Genomic DNA, 15743 nt, shown 5'->3' with positions numbered 1-15743 from the left:
AGTGAATTTATTGACATGGTCAGTTTAGGCTGATAGAATGATTTAGTGTGCTCACAGTCCTTAACGCATTTTGTTCAAAAAGGGGGTTGTCGAATGCCATATGAGCGCATTCGTAGTGCCAAAAACGTTGCTATTGGCACGAATCAGACAACGAAGGCCCTGGAGCAATCTGCAGCGAGAGAAGTGTTTGTTGCGAAAGATGCGGACAAAAAGATCGTAGAACGGATTGTCCATCTATGTGAAGCCAAGAAGACTCCGGTTTTCTGGGTGGATTCCATGAAGCAACTTGGAAGGGTCTGTGGAATAGAAGTGGGAGCTGCTGCTGCAGCGATCCTGCAAGACTAACAGTTGAAATCGTTAGGCGGTTTCTCACGACCGTATCATTTCGGCTGTTATTTATTTGATTGTTGATGAACCACCAGGCTCTGTGGGCTTGAGAATGTGGAAGGGGGTGTAGATTGATGCCGACAATTAATCAGTTGGTTCGGAAAAGCCGTAAGGTAGTTGAGAAAAAGTCGACTGCTCCGGCTCTCCAAAAAGGCTACAACAGCTTTGAAAAGGAACAAACCGATCAATCGTCTCCTCAAAAACGCGGGGTATGTACCCGTGTTGGAACGATGACTCCGAAGAAACCTAACTCCGCTCTGCGTAAATATGCGCGTGTGCGTTTGACAAACGGAATCGAAGTAACAGCTTACATTCCGGGGATCGGTCACAACCTGCAAGAACACTCTGTGGTTCTTGTTCGTGGTGGTCGTGTGAAGGACCTTCCGGGTGTTCGCTATCATATCGTTCGCGGTGCGCTTGATACCGCTGGCGTGAAGGATCGCATGCAGGGTCGCTCGAAGTACGGTGCGAAGCGTCCGAAAGCTAAATCTTAATATTCTATCGTTTAAATCCGGTTCGAAAGGAGGGGAAGTTGATGCCGCGTAAAGGTCCAGTACCTCGTCGTGAAGTTCTTGCTGATCCTGTATATAACAACACAATGGTGTCCCGCCTGATCAATAAGATTATGGTAGACGGCAAGAAAGGTGTGGCTGAAAAGATCGTGTACGATGCTCTCGAAACCATTCGTGAGAAATCGGGCAAAGATCCGATGGAAGTATTTGAAGCTGCACTGAAAAATATCATGCCGGTTCTTGAGGTTAAAGCTCGCCGGGTGGGTGGTGCGAACTACCAGGTGCCGGTTGAAGTTCGTCCTGAGCGTCGAACAACTCTCGGTATCCGTTGGTTGGTCAACTACTCCCGTCAACGTGGGGAGAAGACCATGCAAGAAAAGCTTGCAAGCGAAATTCTCGATGCAGCCAACAACACAGGGGCTGCTGTTAAGAAACGTGAAGATACCCACAAGATGGCGGAGGCAAACAAAGCGTTTGCTCACTATCGTTGGTAGAACACGGTGGGCCGGTTAGGCCCTCTTCAGTACTTATACGCAGAAAGGAGGCAATCGAATGGCTCGTGAGTTTCCGTTAGAAAAAACTCGAAACATAGGGATCATGGCTCACATTGACGCAGGGAAAACAACTACCACGGAACGTATTCTGTTCTATACCGGACGGGTGCACAAGATCGGAGAAGTGCATGAGGGTGCAGCTACCATGGACTGGATGGTTCAGGAACAAGAGCGTGGTATCACGATTACCTCTGCGGCTACAACAGCTCAATGGAAAGGTCATCGAATCAATATCATTGACACACCGGGGCACGTGGACTTCACTGTTGAGGTGGAACGTTCTTTGCGGGTGCTTGACGGAGCGGTTGGTGTATTCTGTGCGAAGGGTGGCGTAGAGCCTCAATCCGAAACAGTATGGCGCCAGGCGGACAAGTATGGGGTTCCTCGTATTGCTTATGTGAACAAAATGGATATTATCGGTGCCGACTTCTATCGGGCTGTTAACCAAATGCGTGATCGCTTGAAAAAGAATGCAGTTCCCATTCAATTGCCAATCGGTGCCGAGGATCAATTCGTTGGCATGGTCGATCTCGTTGAGATGAAGGCGATCATCTACACTGACGACCTTGGCAAAGTTTCCGAAGCTCGTGATATTCCGGAAGAGATGAAGGATCAAGCGGAAGAATACCGCATGAAGCTTGTGGAAGCAGTTGCGGAGTTGGATGAAGAATTGATGATGAAGTACCTTGAAGGTGAAGAGTTGACATTGGAGGAAATCAAGGCAGCTCTTCGTAAGGGTACGATTAATGGTCAAATCGTTCCGGTTCTCTGTGGTTCTTCTTACAAGAACAAAGGTGTTCAACCTATGCTTGATGCAGTTGTCGACTACCTGCCGGCTCCTGTTGATGTTCCGGCAATTAAAGGTGTAACTGAAGACGGAACCGAAACGACTCGTCCATCCAGTGACAATGAACCTTTCGCTGCGCTTGCGTTTAAAATCATGACAGATCCTTACGTTGGTAAGCTGGCGTTCTTCCGGGTTTATTCCGGTGTGCTTAATTCCGGCTCCTACGTATTGAACTCTACAAAGAATAAGCGTGAACGTATCGGTCGTATTCTGCAGATGCATGCAAACCACCGTGAAGAAATTTCTACTGTATATGCCGGTGACATTGCAGCTGCCGTAGGTTTGAAAGACACCACTACGGGGGATACGCTCTGTGACGAAAAGAATGTTGTAATTCTTGAGTCCATGGAGTTTCCGGATCCGGTTATCTCGGTTGCTATCGAACCGAAAACGAAAGCTGACCAAGATAAAATGGGTCTTGCGCTTGCCAAGCTGGCGGAAGAAGATCCGACATTTAGAACTCATACGGATCAGGAAACCGGTCAAACGATTATTTCCGGTATGGGCGAATTGCACTTGGAAATCATTGTGGACCGTCTGCAGCGTGAGTTTAAAGTTGAAGCTAACGTAGGTAAACCGCAGGTTGCTTACAAAGAAACGATTAAGAGCAAGACCAAAGTTGAAGGCAAATTTGTCCGTCAGTCCGGCGGTAAAGGTCAATACGGTCATGTTTGGCTTGAAATTGAACCACTCGAGCGCGGACAAGGATACATCTTCGAAAACAAGATCGTTGGTGGTGTTGTTCCGAGAGAATACATCCCAGCTGTGGATGAAGGTGTGCAAGAAGCGATGGAAAATGGTGTCCTCGCGGGATATCCGCTAATCGATATGAAAGTTACCATTGTAGACGGTTCGTACCATGATGTCGACTCCTCGGAAATGGCATTTAAAATTGCCGGTTCTATGGCGTTGAAGGCGGGTACTTTAAAAGCCGATCCGGTATTGCTCGAGCCGATCATGAAGGTAGAAGTAACTGTGCCGGAAGAATACATGGGCGATATTATGGGGGATATCAACTCTCGTCGCGGACGTATTGAAGGTATGGAAGCTCTTGCTGGCGCTCAAGTTATCCGTGGCTATGTACCACTTTCCGAGATGTTTGGTTACGCAACCTCTATGCGCTCCCGTACCCAAGGTCGCGGGAACTATTCGATGGTATTTCATTCTTATGAAGAAGTTCCAAAGAACATCGCGCAAGAGATTATTACAAAAAACAAGGGTTAATGCCCTGAATTAAAGTGAGGAGTGAATCATAATGGCAAAAGCTAAATTTGAACGTAACAAGCCGCACGTTAACATTGGTACTATCGGTCACGTTGACCATGGTAAAACCACTTTGACTGCTGCAATCACCACCGTTCTTGCAAGCCGCGGTCAAGCACAAGCGATGGCTTACGATGCAATTGACAAAGCTCCGGAAGAGCGCGAGCGTGGTATTACCATCAACACCGCTCACGTTGAGTACGAAACTGCTAACCGTCACTATGCTCACGTTGACTGCCCGGGACACGCTGACTATGTGAAAAACATGATCACCGGTGCTGCTCAGATGGACGGCGCAATTCTCGTTGTATCCGCTGCTGACGGCCCAATGCCGCAAACTCGTGAACACATCCTGTTGTCCCGTCAGGTAGGCGTTCCATACATCGTTGTGTTCATGAACAAGTGTGACATGGTTGATGACGAAGAACTCTTGGATCTCGTAGAAATGGAAATTCGTGACCTTCTGTCCGAATACGAATTCCCTGGCGACGACATCCCGGTAATCCGCGGTTCGGCGAAAGAAGCTCTTGAGAACCCGAATGGCGAATGGGCTAAGAAAATCGACGAACTGATGGAAGCTGTTGACTCTTACATCCCGGAACCTACTCGTGAAACTGACAAGCCGTTCCTCATGCCTGTGGAAGACGTATTCACGATCACTGGTCGTGGTACTGTTGCAACTGGTCGTGTTGAGCGTGGAGCTCTCAAAGTGGGTGATGAAGTAGAAATCGTTGGTCTTGCTGAAGAAACTCGCAAGACTGTGGCGACCGGTATTGAAATGTTCCGGAAGCTGCTTGATTCCGCTCAAGCTGGTGACAACATCGGTGCTCTGCTCCGCGGTGTTGAACGTAAAGATATTGAGCGTGGTCAGGTTCTGGTTAAGCCGGGTTCTATTAAGCCACACACCAACTTCAAAGCTGAAGTTTACGTTTTGACCAAAGAAGAAGGTGGACGTCACACTCCGTTCTTTAACGGTTACCGTCCCCAATTCTACGTTCGTACTACCGACGTTACTGGCGTATGCACATTGCCTGCTGGAACCGAGATGGTTATGCCTGGCGACAACATCACCATGGACGTTGAGCTGATTTCCCCGATCGCTCTCGAAGAAGGTACTCGCTTCGCTATCCGCGAAGGCGGTCGTACTGTTGGTGCTGGTGTAGTGGTATCCATCACGAAGTAATTGAATTGAATCTAACCGGGTCGAGAGACCCGGTTTTTTATAGTTTTTGAATGTAAAATGCAAAGGGTATTCATCCGTGTCAGTCACTTTGTGGATGCCAAATTTTCTTTGAACTTGAAAATTCTTTTGTTTTTTGAGCTGCGCGATAAATACAAATCCAATATTTTTGCTCTTTATATAATATTTCTCGAAAAAAGCATTGTTTTTATCTAAATTTTTATGTATAATTTCGTATTGTTGGTCTTAGACTGCGATGATGCGAAAGGTTGCTGAAGCACCGTCATAAATGCCATATGCGGGGCCAATCAGGGGAATTTTCGCGGAGTATGTCCATGATATTGGGGCGATAAAGGAGGGAATTCATATGGCAAAGCAAAAAATCCGCATTCGCTTGAAGGCGTTCGACCATAAGGTGCTCGACACTTCCGCTGAGAAGATCGTTGACACAGCCAAGCGTTCCGGAGCTTCTGTATCAGGTCCGATCCCGCTTCCGACTGAGAAGCAAGTGATCACGATCCTGCGTGCGCCGCACAAATACAAAGATGCTCGTGAACAGTTTGAAATGCGGACTCACAAGCGTTTGATTGACATTGTCAATCCGACACCGCAGACTGTGGATGCGCTTATGCGTCTTGACCTGCCGTCTGGCGTAGACATCGAAATCAAATTGTAAGACAAGGTGGGATACACCCGGCCGAGTTGCTTTGTTTGCAGGACGAATCCTCTGTCCCTTCGCCTTTGGGGAGAATGATTCGAATATTAGGAGGTGGCAATATGAAAGGCATTTTGGGACGCAAGTTGGGTATGACCCAAGTCTTTACTGAAGATGGAAATGTTGTACCGGTAACGGTTATCGAAGCTGGTCCGTGTGTGGTTCTTCAAAAGAAAGAATTGCAAAATGACGGATATGAAGCCGTGCAAATCGGCTTTGCAGATAAAAAGCGTGCGAATAAGCCTGAAGCTGGTCATGCTTCGAAGGCAGGAACAACCCCGAAGCGTTATGTGCGAGAGTTCCGCGGAGTTGACCTGGCCCAATACGAAGTGGGTCAAGTATTGAAGGCGGATGTTTTCGCTGCTGGCGAAGTAGTGGACGTTGTCGGCGTTTCTAAGGGTAAAGGTTTTGCGGGTGCGATTAAGCGCCATAACCAAGCTCGTGGACCGATGGCACACGGTTCCCGTTACCATCGTGGACCCGGTTCTCTTGGTGCGATCAGCCCGAACCGCGTGTTCAAAGGTCAAACTCTTCCCGGTCGCATGGGTGGAGAGCGCGTAACGGTTCAGAACCTGGAAGTTGTTAAGGTGGACACCGACCGCAACTTGTTGTTGGTAAAAGGATCGGTTCCTGGTCCTAAAAATTCTTATGTAACCGTTAAGACGGCTGTTAAGTCGGGGAAATAATCTCGTAAGGAAAGGGGGAAATTTTCATGCCGAAAGTTCCTGTTTTGAACATGGAAGGTAAGCAAGTAGGAGAAATCGAACTGGCGGATTCCATTTTCGGAATTGAACCGAATCAGCATGTGCTGCACGAAGCGGTGGTTGCGCAATTGGCAAGTCTCCGTCGTGGTACGCACGATGTGAAGAACCGCTCGGAAGTAAGAGGCGGTGGCCGTAAACCGTGGCGTCAAAAAGGCACCGGTCGTGCTCGTCAGGGTTCCATTCGCGCTCCGCAATGGGTTGGTGGTGGTACCGTTTTTGGGCCGACTCCGCGTTCATACGCTTATAAGCTTCCGAAGAAAGTTCGCCGCTTGGCTCTGAAATCTGCGCTTTCTTCGAAGGTAAACGAGAATGCGATTATTGTGCTGGATTCCTTGAACTTTGATGCTCCAAAGACAAAGGAAATGGCTCGTGTCCTAACCAACGTGAACGCAGCTAAAAAAGCGCTGGTGGTGGGTTTGGACACAAATACCAATGCAGAACTCTCTGCTCGCAACATTCCGGGCGTGAAGTTCGTTAAGGCAACCGGCATTAGTGTATATGACCTGCTCAATCACGATTCCTTGGTAATCACCAAAGACGCGATTGCAAAAGTGGAGGAGGTGTTCGCGTAATGAAAAATCCACGTGATATCGTTAAGCGCCCAGTCATTACCGAGCGCTCCACGGAATTGATGGAAGACAACAAGTTCACTTTTGAAGTGGACCTGAAGGCTAACAAGACCGAAATCAAACAAGCAATTGAAGATATCTTCGGTGTCAAGGTTGCAAAGGTTAACACGGCTCGTGTTCCCGGTAAGCGGAAGCGTGTCGGACGTTATGTCGGCATGACATCTGAATGGAAAAAAGCCATTGTAACTTTGAGTGCTGATTCGAAGCCTTTCTCCTTCTTTGAAGGAGCACAATAGGGCCCATTAAAGTGACGTGAAGCTTCGAAGCCTATTCCGAGTACTTTAATGGGGACCCGGAAAAGCCAACCAGTACGGAATTAGAAAGCAAAGGAGGGTATTGCAGTGGGAATCAAAAAATATAAACCCACTTCTCCGGGACGTCGATTCATGTCCGTTTTGACGTTCGAAGAGATTACAACCGATAAACCCGAAAAATCTCTCCTTGAACCGCTCAAGAAAAATGCAGGTCGTAACAACCAAGGGAAAATTACGACTCGTCATCAAGGCGGCGGTCACAAGCGGCAGTATCGGGTTATTGACTTCAAGCGTAACAAAGACGGAATTCCGGGTCGCGTAGCAACGATTGAGTACGATCCGAACCGTTCCGCCAACATTGCTTTGATCAATTATGCTGATGGTGAGAAGCGCTATATCCTTGCACCGCTCGGTTTGAAAGTGGGCGACACCATCTTCTCCGGTGCTAATGCGGACATTAAGGTGGGGAATACGCTCCCGCTCATTAATATTCCCGTTGGTACTGTGATTCACAACATCGAATTGAAACCTGGCAAAGGCGGTCAATTGGCTCGTGCAGCGGGTGCGGAAGCGCAGCTTCTTGCCAAAGAAGGCGAATACTGCCATGTGCGCCTATCCTCCGGTGAAGTTCGACTGATCCGTGCGGAATGCCGTGCGACCATTGGTCAAGTGGGCAACCTCGACCACGAAAATGTCAACGTTGGTAAAGCTGGACGTTCTCGTTGGCTCGGCAAGCGCCCGACTGTTCGCGGGGTTGTAATGAACCCGAACGATCACCCGCATGGTGGTGGTGAAGGTCGTGCGCCGATCGGACGTAAGTCTCCGGTGTCCCCATGGGGTAAGCCGACCTTGGGCAAGAAGACTCGCAAGAAGAACAAGCCATCGAATAAGTATATTATTCGTTCTCGTAAAAAGTAAGCTGGTCTGAAGGGAGGTACCTCAATGGGTCGTTCGCTTAAAAAAGGGCCGTTTGTCGATGATCATTTGATGAAAAAGGTCGAGGCAATGAATGCTGCCGGCGACAAGAAAGTGATTAAGACTTGGTCACGTCGTTCCACCATTTTTCCGGAATTCGTAGGTCATACATTTGCGGTATATGATGGCCGCAAACATGTTCCTGTATATGTAACGGAAGACATGGTAGGCCATAAGCTCGGTGAGTTCGCGCCTACTCGTACGTATAAAGGTCACGCAGGTGACGAAAAAGCATCTCGCCGGTAATTGATGTCCGGATAGAGAGGAGGTCTCATGATGGAAGCCAAAGCTATAGCGCGTCATGTTCGCATCGCGCCGCGTAAAGTTCGTCTGGTTGTTGATCTGATTCGCGGTAAAAAAGTGGGTGAAGCAATCGCGATCTTGAAGCATACTCCAAAAGCAGCGTCTCCTGTTGTGGAAAAGGTTCTGAAGTCGGCGATTGCCAATGCGGATCATAACTATAACATGGATGTGGATAACCTGGTGGTCAGCCAGATTTTTGTGGACCAGGGACCGACGTTGAAGCGTTTCCGTCCGCGTGCACAAGGACGTGCTTCACGGATTCATAAGCGTACAAGCCATATTACTGTGGTAGTAAGCGAAAAGTAAGGAGGGATAACGAATGGGACAGAAGGTCAACCCAGTAGGTCTTCGGATCGGGGTCATTCGTGATTGGGAATCCAAGTGGTTCGCTAATAAAAAGGACTACACCGAACTCCTGCACGAAGACATTAAGATCCGTGACGCTATTTTCAATCGTTTGAAAGATGCTTCTGTGGCATCTGTTGAAATTGAACGGGCTGCAAACCGTGTGAATGTTAACATTCATACAGCGAAGCCGGGAATGGTAATCGGTAAGGGTGGTACTGAAGTCGATGCGCTTCGAAACCAACTCAGCAAGATGACCGGCAAACGCGTTCATATCAATATTACGGAAATCAAAGTTCCCGAACTGAATGCTCAGCTCGTGGCTGACAGCATTGCCCAGCAGTTGGAGCGCCGCGTGGCTTTCCGTCGTGCGATGAAGCAAGCCATTCAACGTACTATGCGTGCGGGAGCAAAAGGAATTAAAGTTCAGGTGGCAGGGCGTTTGGCAGGTGCCGAAATCGCTCGTACCGAAGGTTATTCGGAAGGTACTGTACCGCTTCACACTTTACGTGCAGATATCGATTATGCAACTGCTGAAGCGCACACCACTTATGGTCGTCTTGGTGTGAAAGTGTGGATCTATCGCGGTCAAGTGCTTCCGACTAGAGGCGGACGCAAAGCTGCTGCCGAAGAAGGGGGTAAATAAGCCATGTTGATGCCAAAGCGCACGAAACATCGCAAAACGCATCGTCCTGACTTAGCCGGTAAGTCCAAGGCTGGTAACCAGGTAACCTTTGGCGAATACGGTTTGCAAGCCCTCGAACCGGCATGGATCACAAACCGTCAAATTGAGGCCGCGCGTATTGCGATGACTCGTTACATTCGCCGTGGCGGTAAAGTTTGGATTAAAATTTTCCCGTCTACTCCTATTACAGCAAAGCCTGCTGAAACCCGAATGGGTGCCGGTAAAGGTTCTCCTGAAAAATGGGTAGCGGTCGTTAAGCCTGGACGCATTATGTTTGAACTTGCAGGGGTAAACGAAGAGATTGCCCGCGAAGCAATGCGCCTTGCAATGCACAAACTGCCGATTAAATGCAAGTTTGTAAAACGTGAAGAAGTGGGTGGTGAGGCAGATGAAAGCTAATGATCTTCGGGATTTGTCCACCGCGGAAATTGAGCATAAAGTGAACTCTTTGAAAGAGGAGCTTTTCAATCTGCGTTTCCAACTGGCTACAGGTCAATTGGAGAATCCGATGCGGATTCGCGAGGTTCGGAAAGACATTGCCCGCGCTAAAACCATCCTTAGAGAACGTGAACTCGGGATCGGGTAACCGCATACGGAAGGAGGATGACGATGAGCGTAGAGCGTAATTATCGCAAAGTCCGTGTAGGAAAAGTAGTTTCTGACAAAATGGATAAAACGATTGTTGTTGCTGTCGAACAGAACAAAAAGCACCCGTTGTACGGAAAAACAATTAAGGTGACTAAGAAGTTCAAGGCTCACGACGAAACCAACACCGCCAAGATCGGCGATATCGTGAAAATCATGGAAACCCGCCCCTTGTCCAAAGACAAGCGCTGGCGTTTGGTGGAAGTGGTTGAAAAGGCAGTAATACTGTAATCGGAAGGAGGTACTTCCATGATTCAACCGCAAACTCGACTTGTTGTAGCTGACAACTCCGGTGCGAAGGAAATTATGTGTTTCCGCGTTCTGGGTGGCTCTAACCGTCGTTCGGCCAATATCGGTGATATTATCGTCGCTTCTGTGAAGAGTGCAACACCCGGTGGCGTTGTCAAGAAGGGTGACGTTGTCAAAGCTGTTATTGTACGTTCGAAGCGCGGCGTTCGTCGCGATGACGGATCTTACATCCGTTTTGATGAAAATGCAGCTGTTATTATCAAAGAAGATAAAAGCCCGCGGGGCACCCGTATCTTCGGACCGGTTGCCCGTGAACTTCGTGAAAAAGATTTTATGAAAATCATCTCCCTGGCTCCGGAAGTTCTGTAAGAGCCAAAGATCGAATCACATCCGAGGAGGTGTGTTAGATGTCCAAACTGCACGTTCGTAAAGGCGATCAAGTAATGGTGATCGCAGGTAAAGATAAAGGCAAAAAGGGCAAGATCCTTGAGGCATATCCCTCTGAAGGCCGAGTATTGGTTGAAGGCGTGAATATTATTAAGCGCCACACTCGTCCGGATCAGGCGAATCCGCAGGGGGGAATCGTTGAGCGCGAAGCTCCGATTCACGCATCCAATGTGATGATTCTTGATCCCAAGAGCGGTGAACCGACTCGTATCGGAAAGAAAATCCTTACAGACGGTAAAAAAGTACGGTATGCTAAAAAATCTGGTGAAGTACTCGAGAAGTAACCAGGTGAAGAAAGGAGGTTTTTTCCTTGGCACGTATGGAAGAAAAGTTCAAAACTGACGTGGTTTCTGCACTGATGCAGAAATTCAACTATAAGAACGTGATGCAGGTTCCGAAGGTTGAAAAGATTGTTGTAAACGTTGGCCTCGGTGAAGCCATCCAGAACGCGAAAGCTTTGGATGCCACTGTGGAAGATATCCAACAAATTACCGGTCAAAAGCCGGTTGTAACTCGCGCGAAGAAATCGATCGCCGGTTTCAAGCTGCGTGAAGGTATGCCGATCGGCGTAAAAGTTACTCTTCGCGGCGAGCGGATGTATCATTTCATGGATAAACTGTTCAACGTCGCGCTTCCGCGCGTTCGTGACTTCCGTGGGGTTTCTCCGAAGGCTTTCGACGGACGCGGAAACTACACGCTTGGTCTGAAAGAACAGCTGATTTTCCCGGAAATTGATTATGATAAAATCGATAAGGTGCGCGGCATGGATATTGTATTCGTTACAACCGCGCAAACTGACGAAGAAGCTCGTGAACTTCTTGCTCAGCTCGGGATGCCGTTCCGTCAATCATAATCGCAGGATTTGAATTCAAAAAAACAGTGCTTCAAACAAATGGGAGGTTAGAAATCAATGGCTAAAAAGTCCATGATCGCCAAGTCCCAGCGGAAGCCAAAGTTTAGCACACGCGCTTATACGCGTTGCCGTATCTGCGGACGCCCGCATTCCGTATTGCGGAAATTCGGTATGTGCCGGATTTGTTTCCGCGAGCTTGCATATAAGGGACAATTGCCTGGCGTGAAGAAAGCCAGTTGGTAATCAGGAGCATAGGAAGGAGGTAGTCAGTTATGGTAATGACTGATCCGATTGCAGACATGCTTACCCGTATCCGCAACGCGAATATGGTGGGTCATGAGAAAGTGGAAATTCCGGGATCCAACATCAAGCGTCAGATTGCGGAAATCCTCAAGCGTGAAGGATTCATTCGGGATGCGGAATTTATCCCCGACAACAAACAAGGGGTTATCCGAATTTTTCTCAAGTACGGTCAAAATAACGAACGTGTAATTACTGGCGTGAAGCGTATTTCCAAGCCTGGTCTCCGGGTATACGCACAGCGCGAACAAATTCCTCGCGTTCTTGGTGGATTGGGCGTTGCGATCTTGTCCACTTCAAAAGGTGTTATGACCGATAAAGAAGCTCGCCGTTCTCAAGTTGGCGGCGAAGTGATTTGCTACGTTTGGTAATCTCGACGAGATCGGAGGTGTAACAAATGTCTCGTATTGGAAAGAAGCCGATCGCTGTTCCAAGCGGCGTTGAAGTGAAATATGATAACGGCTCTCTCACGGTTAAAGGTCCTAAAGGCAGCCTTTCCCGTGAATTGAATAAAGAGATGATTGTCAAAATCGAGGACAATCAAATCATTATCGATCGTCCATCCGACAATAAGCTGCATCGCAGCCTGCACGGCACTACTCGTTCTGTTGTGAACAACATGGTAGAAGGCGTAACCAAAGGATTTGAAAAGACTTTGGAACTCGTGGGTGTAGGATATCGTGCCGCTAAGGCTGGAAATAAAGTGACTCTGTCTCTTGGTTTCTCCCATCCGGTTGAAATCGTTCCGGAAGAAGGAATCGAGATTGATGTGCAAGGTACCAACAAGCTTGTGATCAAAGGGATCAACAAGGAGCAAGTTGGCGCTGTAGCTGCGAAAATCCGTTCTCTGCGTGAACCAGAGCCTTATAAAGGCAAAGGTATCAAGTACGATAACGAAGTCATTCGCCGTAAAGTCGGTAAGACCGGTAAGAAATAATACACTCGCAGCTTGAAGGGAGTGAATGGGAATGATCACTAAAGCTGACAAAAATACTGCGCGGAAACGTCGTCACGTTCGTGTTCGCAAGAAATTGTTCGGTACCGCCGAGCGTCCGCGTTTGAATGTTTTTCGTTCCAATCAGCATATCTACGCACAATTGATTGATGATACAAAAGGCGTAACGTTGGTTTCAGCTTCCACTGTAGACCCGGAATTAAAGGGCCAAGTGGAAAATGGAGGAAACGTGGAAGCCGCACAGAAGGTCGGCGAATTGGTAGCTAAGCGTGCGATTGAAAAAGGATACAAAGCAGTTGTTTTCGATCGCGGCGGATATCTCTATCATGGACGGGTTCAAGCACTGGCCGATGCTGCTCGTGAAGCGGGCCTGGAATTCTAAGTGCGAAGGAGGGAAACACATGCGTATTGATCCGAATCAACTCGAACTTTCGGAAAAAGTGGTTGCTATCAACCGCGTTGCGAAAGTTGTAAAAGGCGGTCGTCGTTTCAGCTTCTCGGCGCTCGTTATTGTAGGCGATGGAAACGGTCATGTAGGCGCGGGTCTCGGAAAAGCCGCTGAAGTGCCGGAGGCCATCCGTAAAGGAATCGAAGATGCAAAGAAAAACTTAATTTCCGTACCGGTTGTCGGAACTACGGTTCCACATGAAGTGATTGGTCACTTCGGTGCAGGTCGTGTATTGATCAAGCCCGCTTCTGAAGGTACTGGAGTTATCGCGGGCGGCCCTGCTCGTGCCGTATTGGAACTTGCAGGCGTAAAAGATATCGTAACCAAATCTCTTGGGTCTTCCAACGCAATGAACATGGTGAATGCAACGCTGGACGGTTTAAAGCGTCTTAAGCGTCCGGAAGAAGTTGCAAAACTTCGCGGTAAGACTGTTCAAGAGCTCTTAGGTTAAGGAGGGGAATACCGTGTCTAAAAAATTGGAAATTACCCTCAAGCGCAGTTTGATCGGTCGTTCGGAGGCGCAACGTTTAACGGTAGAAACTCTGGGTCTCCGTAAGATCCACCAAACTGTTGTGCAACCTGACAATGCTGCAATTCGAGGTATGGTTAACAAGGTCAGCCACCTCGTTGAAGTGAAAGAAATCTCGGAATAACGAGAACTGCAAGTTCAAGGAGGTGTTCGTATGAAACTGCATGAACTCAGTCCGGCTGCTGGAGCGAAGAAGACCCGGAAGCGCGTTGGTCGTGGAATCGGTTCTGGCTTAGGCAAGACTGCAGGTAGAGGACATAAAGGTCAAAACGCCCGCGCAGGCGGCGGCGTACGCCCCGGTTTTGAAGGCGGTCAAACTCCATTGTACCGTCGTCTTCCGAAGCGTGGTTTTACCAATGCTCCGTTCAAGAAGGAGATTACGGAAGTCAACATTTCCAAACTCAACGTTTTTGAGGCAGGGACTGTTGTAACTCCTGAGATGCTCCTCGAAGCCAAAGTCATCAAGAATATCAAGGACGGCGTTAAAATACTGGGTCAAGGGGACATCAACGTTGCTCTTACCGTTCAAGCTCACGGATTCTCCGCTTCTGCAATTGAGAAGATTGAAGCTGCTGGCGGTAAGGCCGAGGTGATCTAAATGTTCTCGACCCTAAAAAATATCTTTAAAGTTTCCGATTTGCGCCGGCGTGTGTTATTCACGCTGGCCATGTTGGCAGTATTCCGAATCGGTTCCTATATTCCGGTTCCGAACGTGAATGCCAAACTGTTTGATCCGAGTCAAAATGCGTTTCTAGGGATTTTGAACACGTTTTCCGGCGGTGCACTGCAAAACTTTTCAATCTTCGCCATGTCTATTACACCCTATATTACGGCTTCGATTATCGTGCAATTGCTCACGATGGACGTAATCCCCAAATTTGCGGAATGGGCAAAAGAAGGCGAACACGGCCGAAAAAAACTGGCTCAAATCACACGCTATTTGACAGTGGTTCTTGGTTTGATTCAGGCGGTTGGATTTTCACTCTCGTTTGATCGAATGGTTCCTGGATTGATTATCGATAAAGGATTTGCCACTTTTGCTTTGATTGCGATCACCTTAACCGCCGGGACCGCGTTTCTAATGTGGTTAGGGGAACAAATCACGGAAAAAGGAATTGGCAACGGAATTTCGTTAATCATTTTTGCCGGGATTATCGCTCAAGTACCCAGAGGGATAAACACAATCTATACCACATGGTTCTATACAAATCCGGACCGGTTGTTTTTGAATCTTGTTTATGTTGCACTTCTGTTGATCGCGATTGTGCTGGTAATTGTAGGAGTAATCTATGTTCAACAAGGTGTTCGCCGGATTCCAGTGCAGTATGCAAAGCGTATGGTTGGACGTAATTTGTATGGTGGTCAAACGACTCATATTCCCCTTAAAGTGAATGCGGCAGGTGTGATACCGGTCATTTTTGCAACATCGTTATTGATTTTTCCTTCGACAGTTGCGAGCTGGTTCCAGCCAAACGCTGTAGCGAATTGGATTGTCGCTCACTTTAGTCCAGGGCCGACAGCATGGTTATATATTACTCTTGAAGTGCTTTTGATCATCGGTTTTACGTACTTCTACACTGCGATACAAATTAATCCGGAACAGTTGGCGGATCAGATGAGGAAGAACGCCGGGTACATTCCGGGGGTTCGTCCAGGGAAGCCAACTGAGATGTTTATCGTCCGCGTCATGAATCGAATTACACTAGCAGGCGCTTTGTTCCTTGCGGCCGTGTCAGTGCTCCCGATCCTCTTTATGAACGTCGCGGCTTTGAATATGTACTTCGGCGGCACGTCGCTTCTGATCATCGTGAGTGTGGCGCTTGAGACGATGAAGCAACTGGAAAGCCAATTGCTGCAACGTCACTATAAAGGTTTCATTCGATAAAAAGAGAAGGTTCTTGAGG

27 protein-coding genes are annotated in these 15743 nt (G+C 48.1%); all 27 read left to right on the top strand.

The annotated features are described in order from the left end of the window. The first annotated feature begins 93 nt into the window (after positions 1 to 93). The 27 genes from ACFO8Q_RS00845 (at position 94) to secY (ending at position 15724) form a co-directional block, all read left to right on the top strand. Entirely contained in the window at positions 94 to 345 is a 252-nt protein-coding gene (locus ACFO8Q_RS00845; RefSeq protein WP_380023565.1) for a ribosomal L7Ae/L30e/S12e/Gadd45 family protein, read from the top strand. A gap of 116 nt (positions 346 to 461) precedes the next feature. After that, positions 462 to 881 (top strand): 30S ribosomal protein S12, encoded by a 420-nt coding sequence (gene rpsL / locus ACFO8Q_RS00840; RefSeq protein WP_380023564.1) that lies wholly within the window; start codon positions 462 to 464, stop codon positions 879 to 881. Positions 882 to 922: 41 nt separating this feature from the next. Continuing rightward, the gene (rpsG, locus tag ACFO8Q_RS00835) at positions 923 to 1393 is read left to right on the top strand and encodes a 30S ribosomal protein S7 (protein ID WP_380023562.1); all 471 of its coding nucleotides are present in this window, start codon (positions 923 to 925) and stop codon (positions 1391 to 1393) included. 58 nt (positions 1394 to 1451) lie between these two features. After that, entirely contained in the window at positions 1452 to 3524 is a 2073-nt protein-coding gene (gene fusA / locus ACFO8Q_RS00830; RefSeq protein WP_380023560.1) for an elongation factor G, read from the top strand. A gap of 31 nt (positions 3525 to 3555) precedes the next feature. Beyond that, complete coding sequence (gene tuf, locus ACFO8Q_RS00825) at positions 3556 to 4746, top strand: elongation factor Tu (RefSeq protein WP_380023559.1); 1191 nt, start codon at positions 3556 to 3558, stop codon at positions 4744 to 4746. A 364-nt stretch (positions 4747 to 5110) separates the two neighbouring features. Continuing rightward, positions 5111 to 5419, top strand: a complete 309-nt coding sequence (gene rpsJ, locus ACFO8Q_RS00820) for a 30S ribosomal protein S10 (protein ID WP_380023558.1) — start codon at positions 5111 to 5113, stop codon at positions 5417 to 5419. A gap of 101 nt (positions 5420 to 5520) precedes the next feature. Then, positions 5521 to 6144, top strand: coding sequence for a 50S ribosomal protein L3 (gene rplC, locus ACFO8Q_RS00815; RefSeq protein WP_380023556.1), 624 nt, complete (start codon positions 5521 to 5523; stop codon positions 6142 to 6144). Between the two features lie 26 nt (positions 6145 to 6170). Then, on the top strand, positions 6171 to 6794 hold the full coding sequence (gene rplD / locus ACFO8Q_RS00810) for a 50S ribosomal protein L4 (protein WP_380023553.1): 624 nt from the start codon (positions 6171 to 6173) through the stop codon (positions 6792 to 6794). Next, complete coding sequence (rplW, locus tag ACFO8Q_RS00805; RefSeq protein ID WP_380023552.1) at positions 6794 to 7087, top strand: 50S ribosomal protein L23; 294 nt, start codon at positions 6794 to 6796, stop codon at positions 7085 to 7087. Before rplD ends, rplW begins: the two co-directional genes overlap by 1 nt. A gap of 105 nt (positions 7088 to 7192) precedes the next feature. Continuing rightward, positions 7193 to 8023 (top strand): 50S ribosomal protein L2, encoded by an 831-nt coding sequence (gene rplB, locus ACFO8Q_RS00800; RefSeq protein WP_380023550.1) that lies wholly within the window; start codon positions 7193 to 7195, stop codon positions 8021 to 8023. A 24-nt stretch (positions 8024 to 8047) separates the two neighbouring features. Beyond that, positions 8048 to 8326 carry a 30S ribosomal protein S19 gene (gene rpsS, locus ACFO8Q_RS00795; RefSeq protein ID WP_096181013.1) on the top strand — a complete coding sequence of 93 codons (279 nt, stop codon included), beginning with the start codon at positions 8048 to 8050 and terminating at the stop codon, positions 8324 to 8326. A 30-nt stretch (positions 8327 to 8356) separates the two neighbouring features. Continuing rightward, complete coding sequence (gene rplV, locus ACFO8Q_RS00790) at positions 8357 to 8689, top strand: 50S ribosomal protein L22 (protein ID WP_380023547.1); 333 nt, start codon at positions 8357 to 8359, stop codon at positions 8687 to 8689. Between the two features lie 13 nt (positions 8690 to 8702). Then, complete coding sequence (gene rpsC, locus ACFO8Q_RS00785) at positions 8703 to 9374, top strand: 30S ribosomal protein S3 (protein ID WP_380023545.1); 672 nt, start codon at positions 8703 to 8705, stop codon at positions 9372 to 9374. A gap of 3 nt (positions 9375 to 9377) precedes the next feature. Beyond that, positions 9378 to 9812 carry a 50S ribosomal protein L16 gene (rplP, locus tag ACFO8Q_RS00780; protein ID WP_380023544.1) on the top strand — a complete coding sequence of 145 codons (435 nt, stop codon included), beginning with the start codon at positions 9378 to 9380 and terminating at the stop codon, positions 9810 to 9812. Continuing rightward, positions 9802 to 9999, top strand: coding sequence for a 50S ribosomal protein L29 (gene rpmC, locus ACFO8Q_RS00775; protein WP_380023542.1), 198 nt, complete (start codon positions 9802 to 9804; stop codon positions 9997 to 9999). Before rplP ends, rpmC begins: the two co-directional genes overlap by 11 nt. Positions 10000 to 10022: 23 nt before the next feature. Then, positions 10023 to 10289, top strand: coding sequence for a 30S ribosomal protein S17 (gene rpsQ, locus ACFO8Q_RS00770; RefSeq protein ID WP_380023541.1), 267 nt, complete (start codon positions 10023 to 10025; stop codon positions 10287 to 10289). A gap of 18 nt (positions 10290 to 10307) precedes the next feature. Then, on the top strand, positions 10308 to 10676 hold the full coding sequence (rplN, locus tag ACFO8Q_RS00765; protein ID WP_380023539.1) for a 50S ribosomal protein L14: 369 nt from the start codon (positions 10308 to 10310) through the stop codon (positions 10674 to 10676). 47 nt (positions 10677 to 10723) lie between these two features. After that, positions 10724 to 11038, top strand: coding sequence for a 50S ribosomal protein L24 (gene rplX, locus ACFO8Q_RS00760; protein WP_380023615.1), 315 nt, complete (start codon positions 10724 to 10726; stop codon positions 11036 to 11038). Between the two features lie 35 nt (positions 11039 to 11073). Beyond that, positions 11074 to 11607 carry a 50S ribosomal protein L5 gene (gene rplE, locus ACFO8Q_RS00755; protein ID WP_380023614.1) on the top strand — a complete coding sequence of 178 codons (534 nt, stop codon included), beginning with the start codon at positions 11074 to 11076 and terminating at the stop codon, positions 11605 to 11607. A 57-nt stretch (positions 11608 to 11664) separates the two neighbouring features. Continuing rightward, entirely contained in the window at positions 11665 to 11850 is a 186-nt protein-coding gene (locus ACFO8Q_RS00750; RefSeq protein ID WP_096181005.1) for a type Z 30S ribosomal protein S14, read from the top strand. A 29-nt stretch (positions 11851 to 11879) separates the two neighbouring features. Beyond that, positions 11880 to 12278: a 30S ribosomal protein S8 gene (gene rpsH, locus ACFO8Q_RS00745; RefSeq protein WP_380023537.1), complete on the top strand. Its 399-nt coding sequence runs from the start codon at positions 11880 to 11882 to the stop codon at positions 12276 to 12278. Positions 12279 to 12304: 26 nt separating this feature from the next. Next, positions 12305 to 12844 carry a 50S ribosomal protein L6 gene (rplF, locus tag ACFO8Q_RS00740; protein WP_380023535.1) on the top strand — a complete coding sequence of 180 codons (540 nt, stop codon included), beginning with the start codon at positions 12305 to 12307 and terminating at the stop codon, positions 12842 to 12844. A 31-nt stretch (positions 12845 to 12875) separates the two neighbouring features. Then, positions 12876 to 13244, top strand: a complete 369-nt coding sequence (gene rplR / locus ACFO8Q_RS00735; protein ID WP_380023533.1) for a 50S ribosomal protein L18 — start codon at positions 12876 to 12878, stop codon at positions 13242 to 13244. A gap of 19 nt (positions 13245 to 13263) precedes the next feature. Beyond that, positions 13264 to 13761, top strand: coding sequence for a 30S ribosomal protein S5 (rpsE, locus tag ACFO8Q_RS00730; protein WP_380023532.1), 498 nt, complete (start codon positions 13264 to 13266; stop codon positions 13759 to 13761). A gap of 13 nt (positions 13762 to 13774) precedes the next feature. Then, positions 13775 to 13963 (top strand): 50S ribosomal protein L30, encoded by a 189-nt coding sequence (gene rpmD, locus ACFO8Q_RS00725; protein ID WP_380023530.1) that lies wholly within the window; start codon positions 13775 to 13777, stop codon positions 13961 to 13963. Positions 13964 to 13993: 30 nt separating this feature from the next. Beyond that, positions 13994 to 14437, top strand: a complete 444-nt coding sequence (rplO, locus tag ACFO8Q_RS00720; protein WP_380023529.1) for a 50S ribosomal protein L15 — start codon at positions 13994 to 13996, stop codon at positions 14435 to 14437. Further along, complete coding sequence (gene secY, locus ACFO8Q_RS00715; protein ID WP_380023528.1) at positions 14438 to 15724, top strand: preprotein translocase subunit SecY; 1287 nt, start codon at positions 14438 to 14440, stop codon at positions 15722 to 15724. The last annotated feature ends 19 nt before the right edge of the window (positions 15725 to 15743 follow it).

The sequence above is a fragment of the Effusibacillus consociatus genome (assembly GCF_042652925.1).
GTDB lineage: Bacteria > Bacillota > Bacilli > Tumebacillales > Effusibacillaceae > Effusibacillus > Effusibacillus consociatus.
The sequence above is the reverse complement of the archived record's forward strand: the minus strand, read 5'-3'. Positions and strand labels throughout refer to the sequence as shown.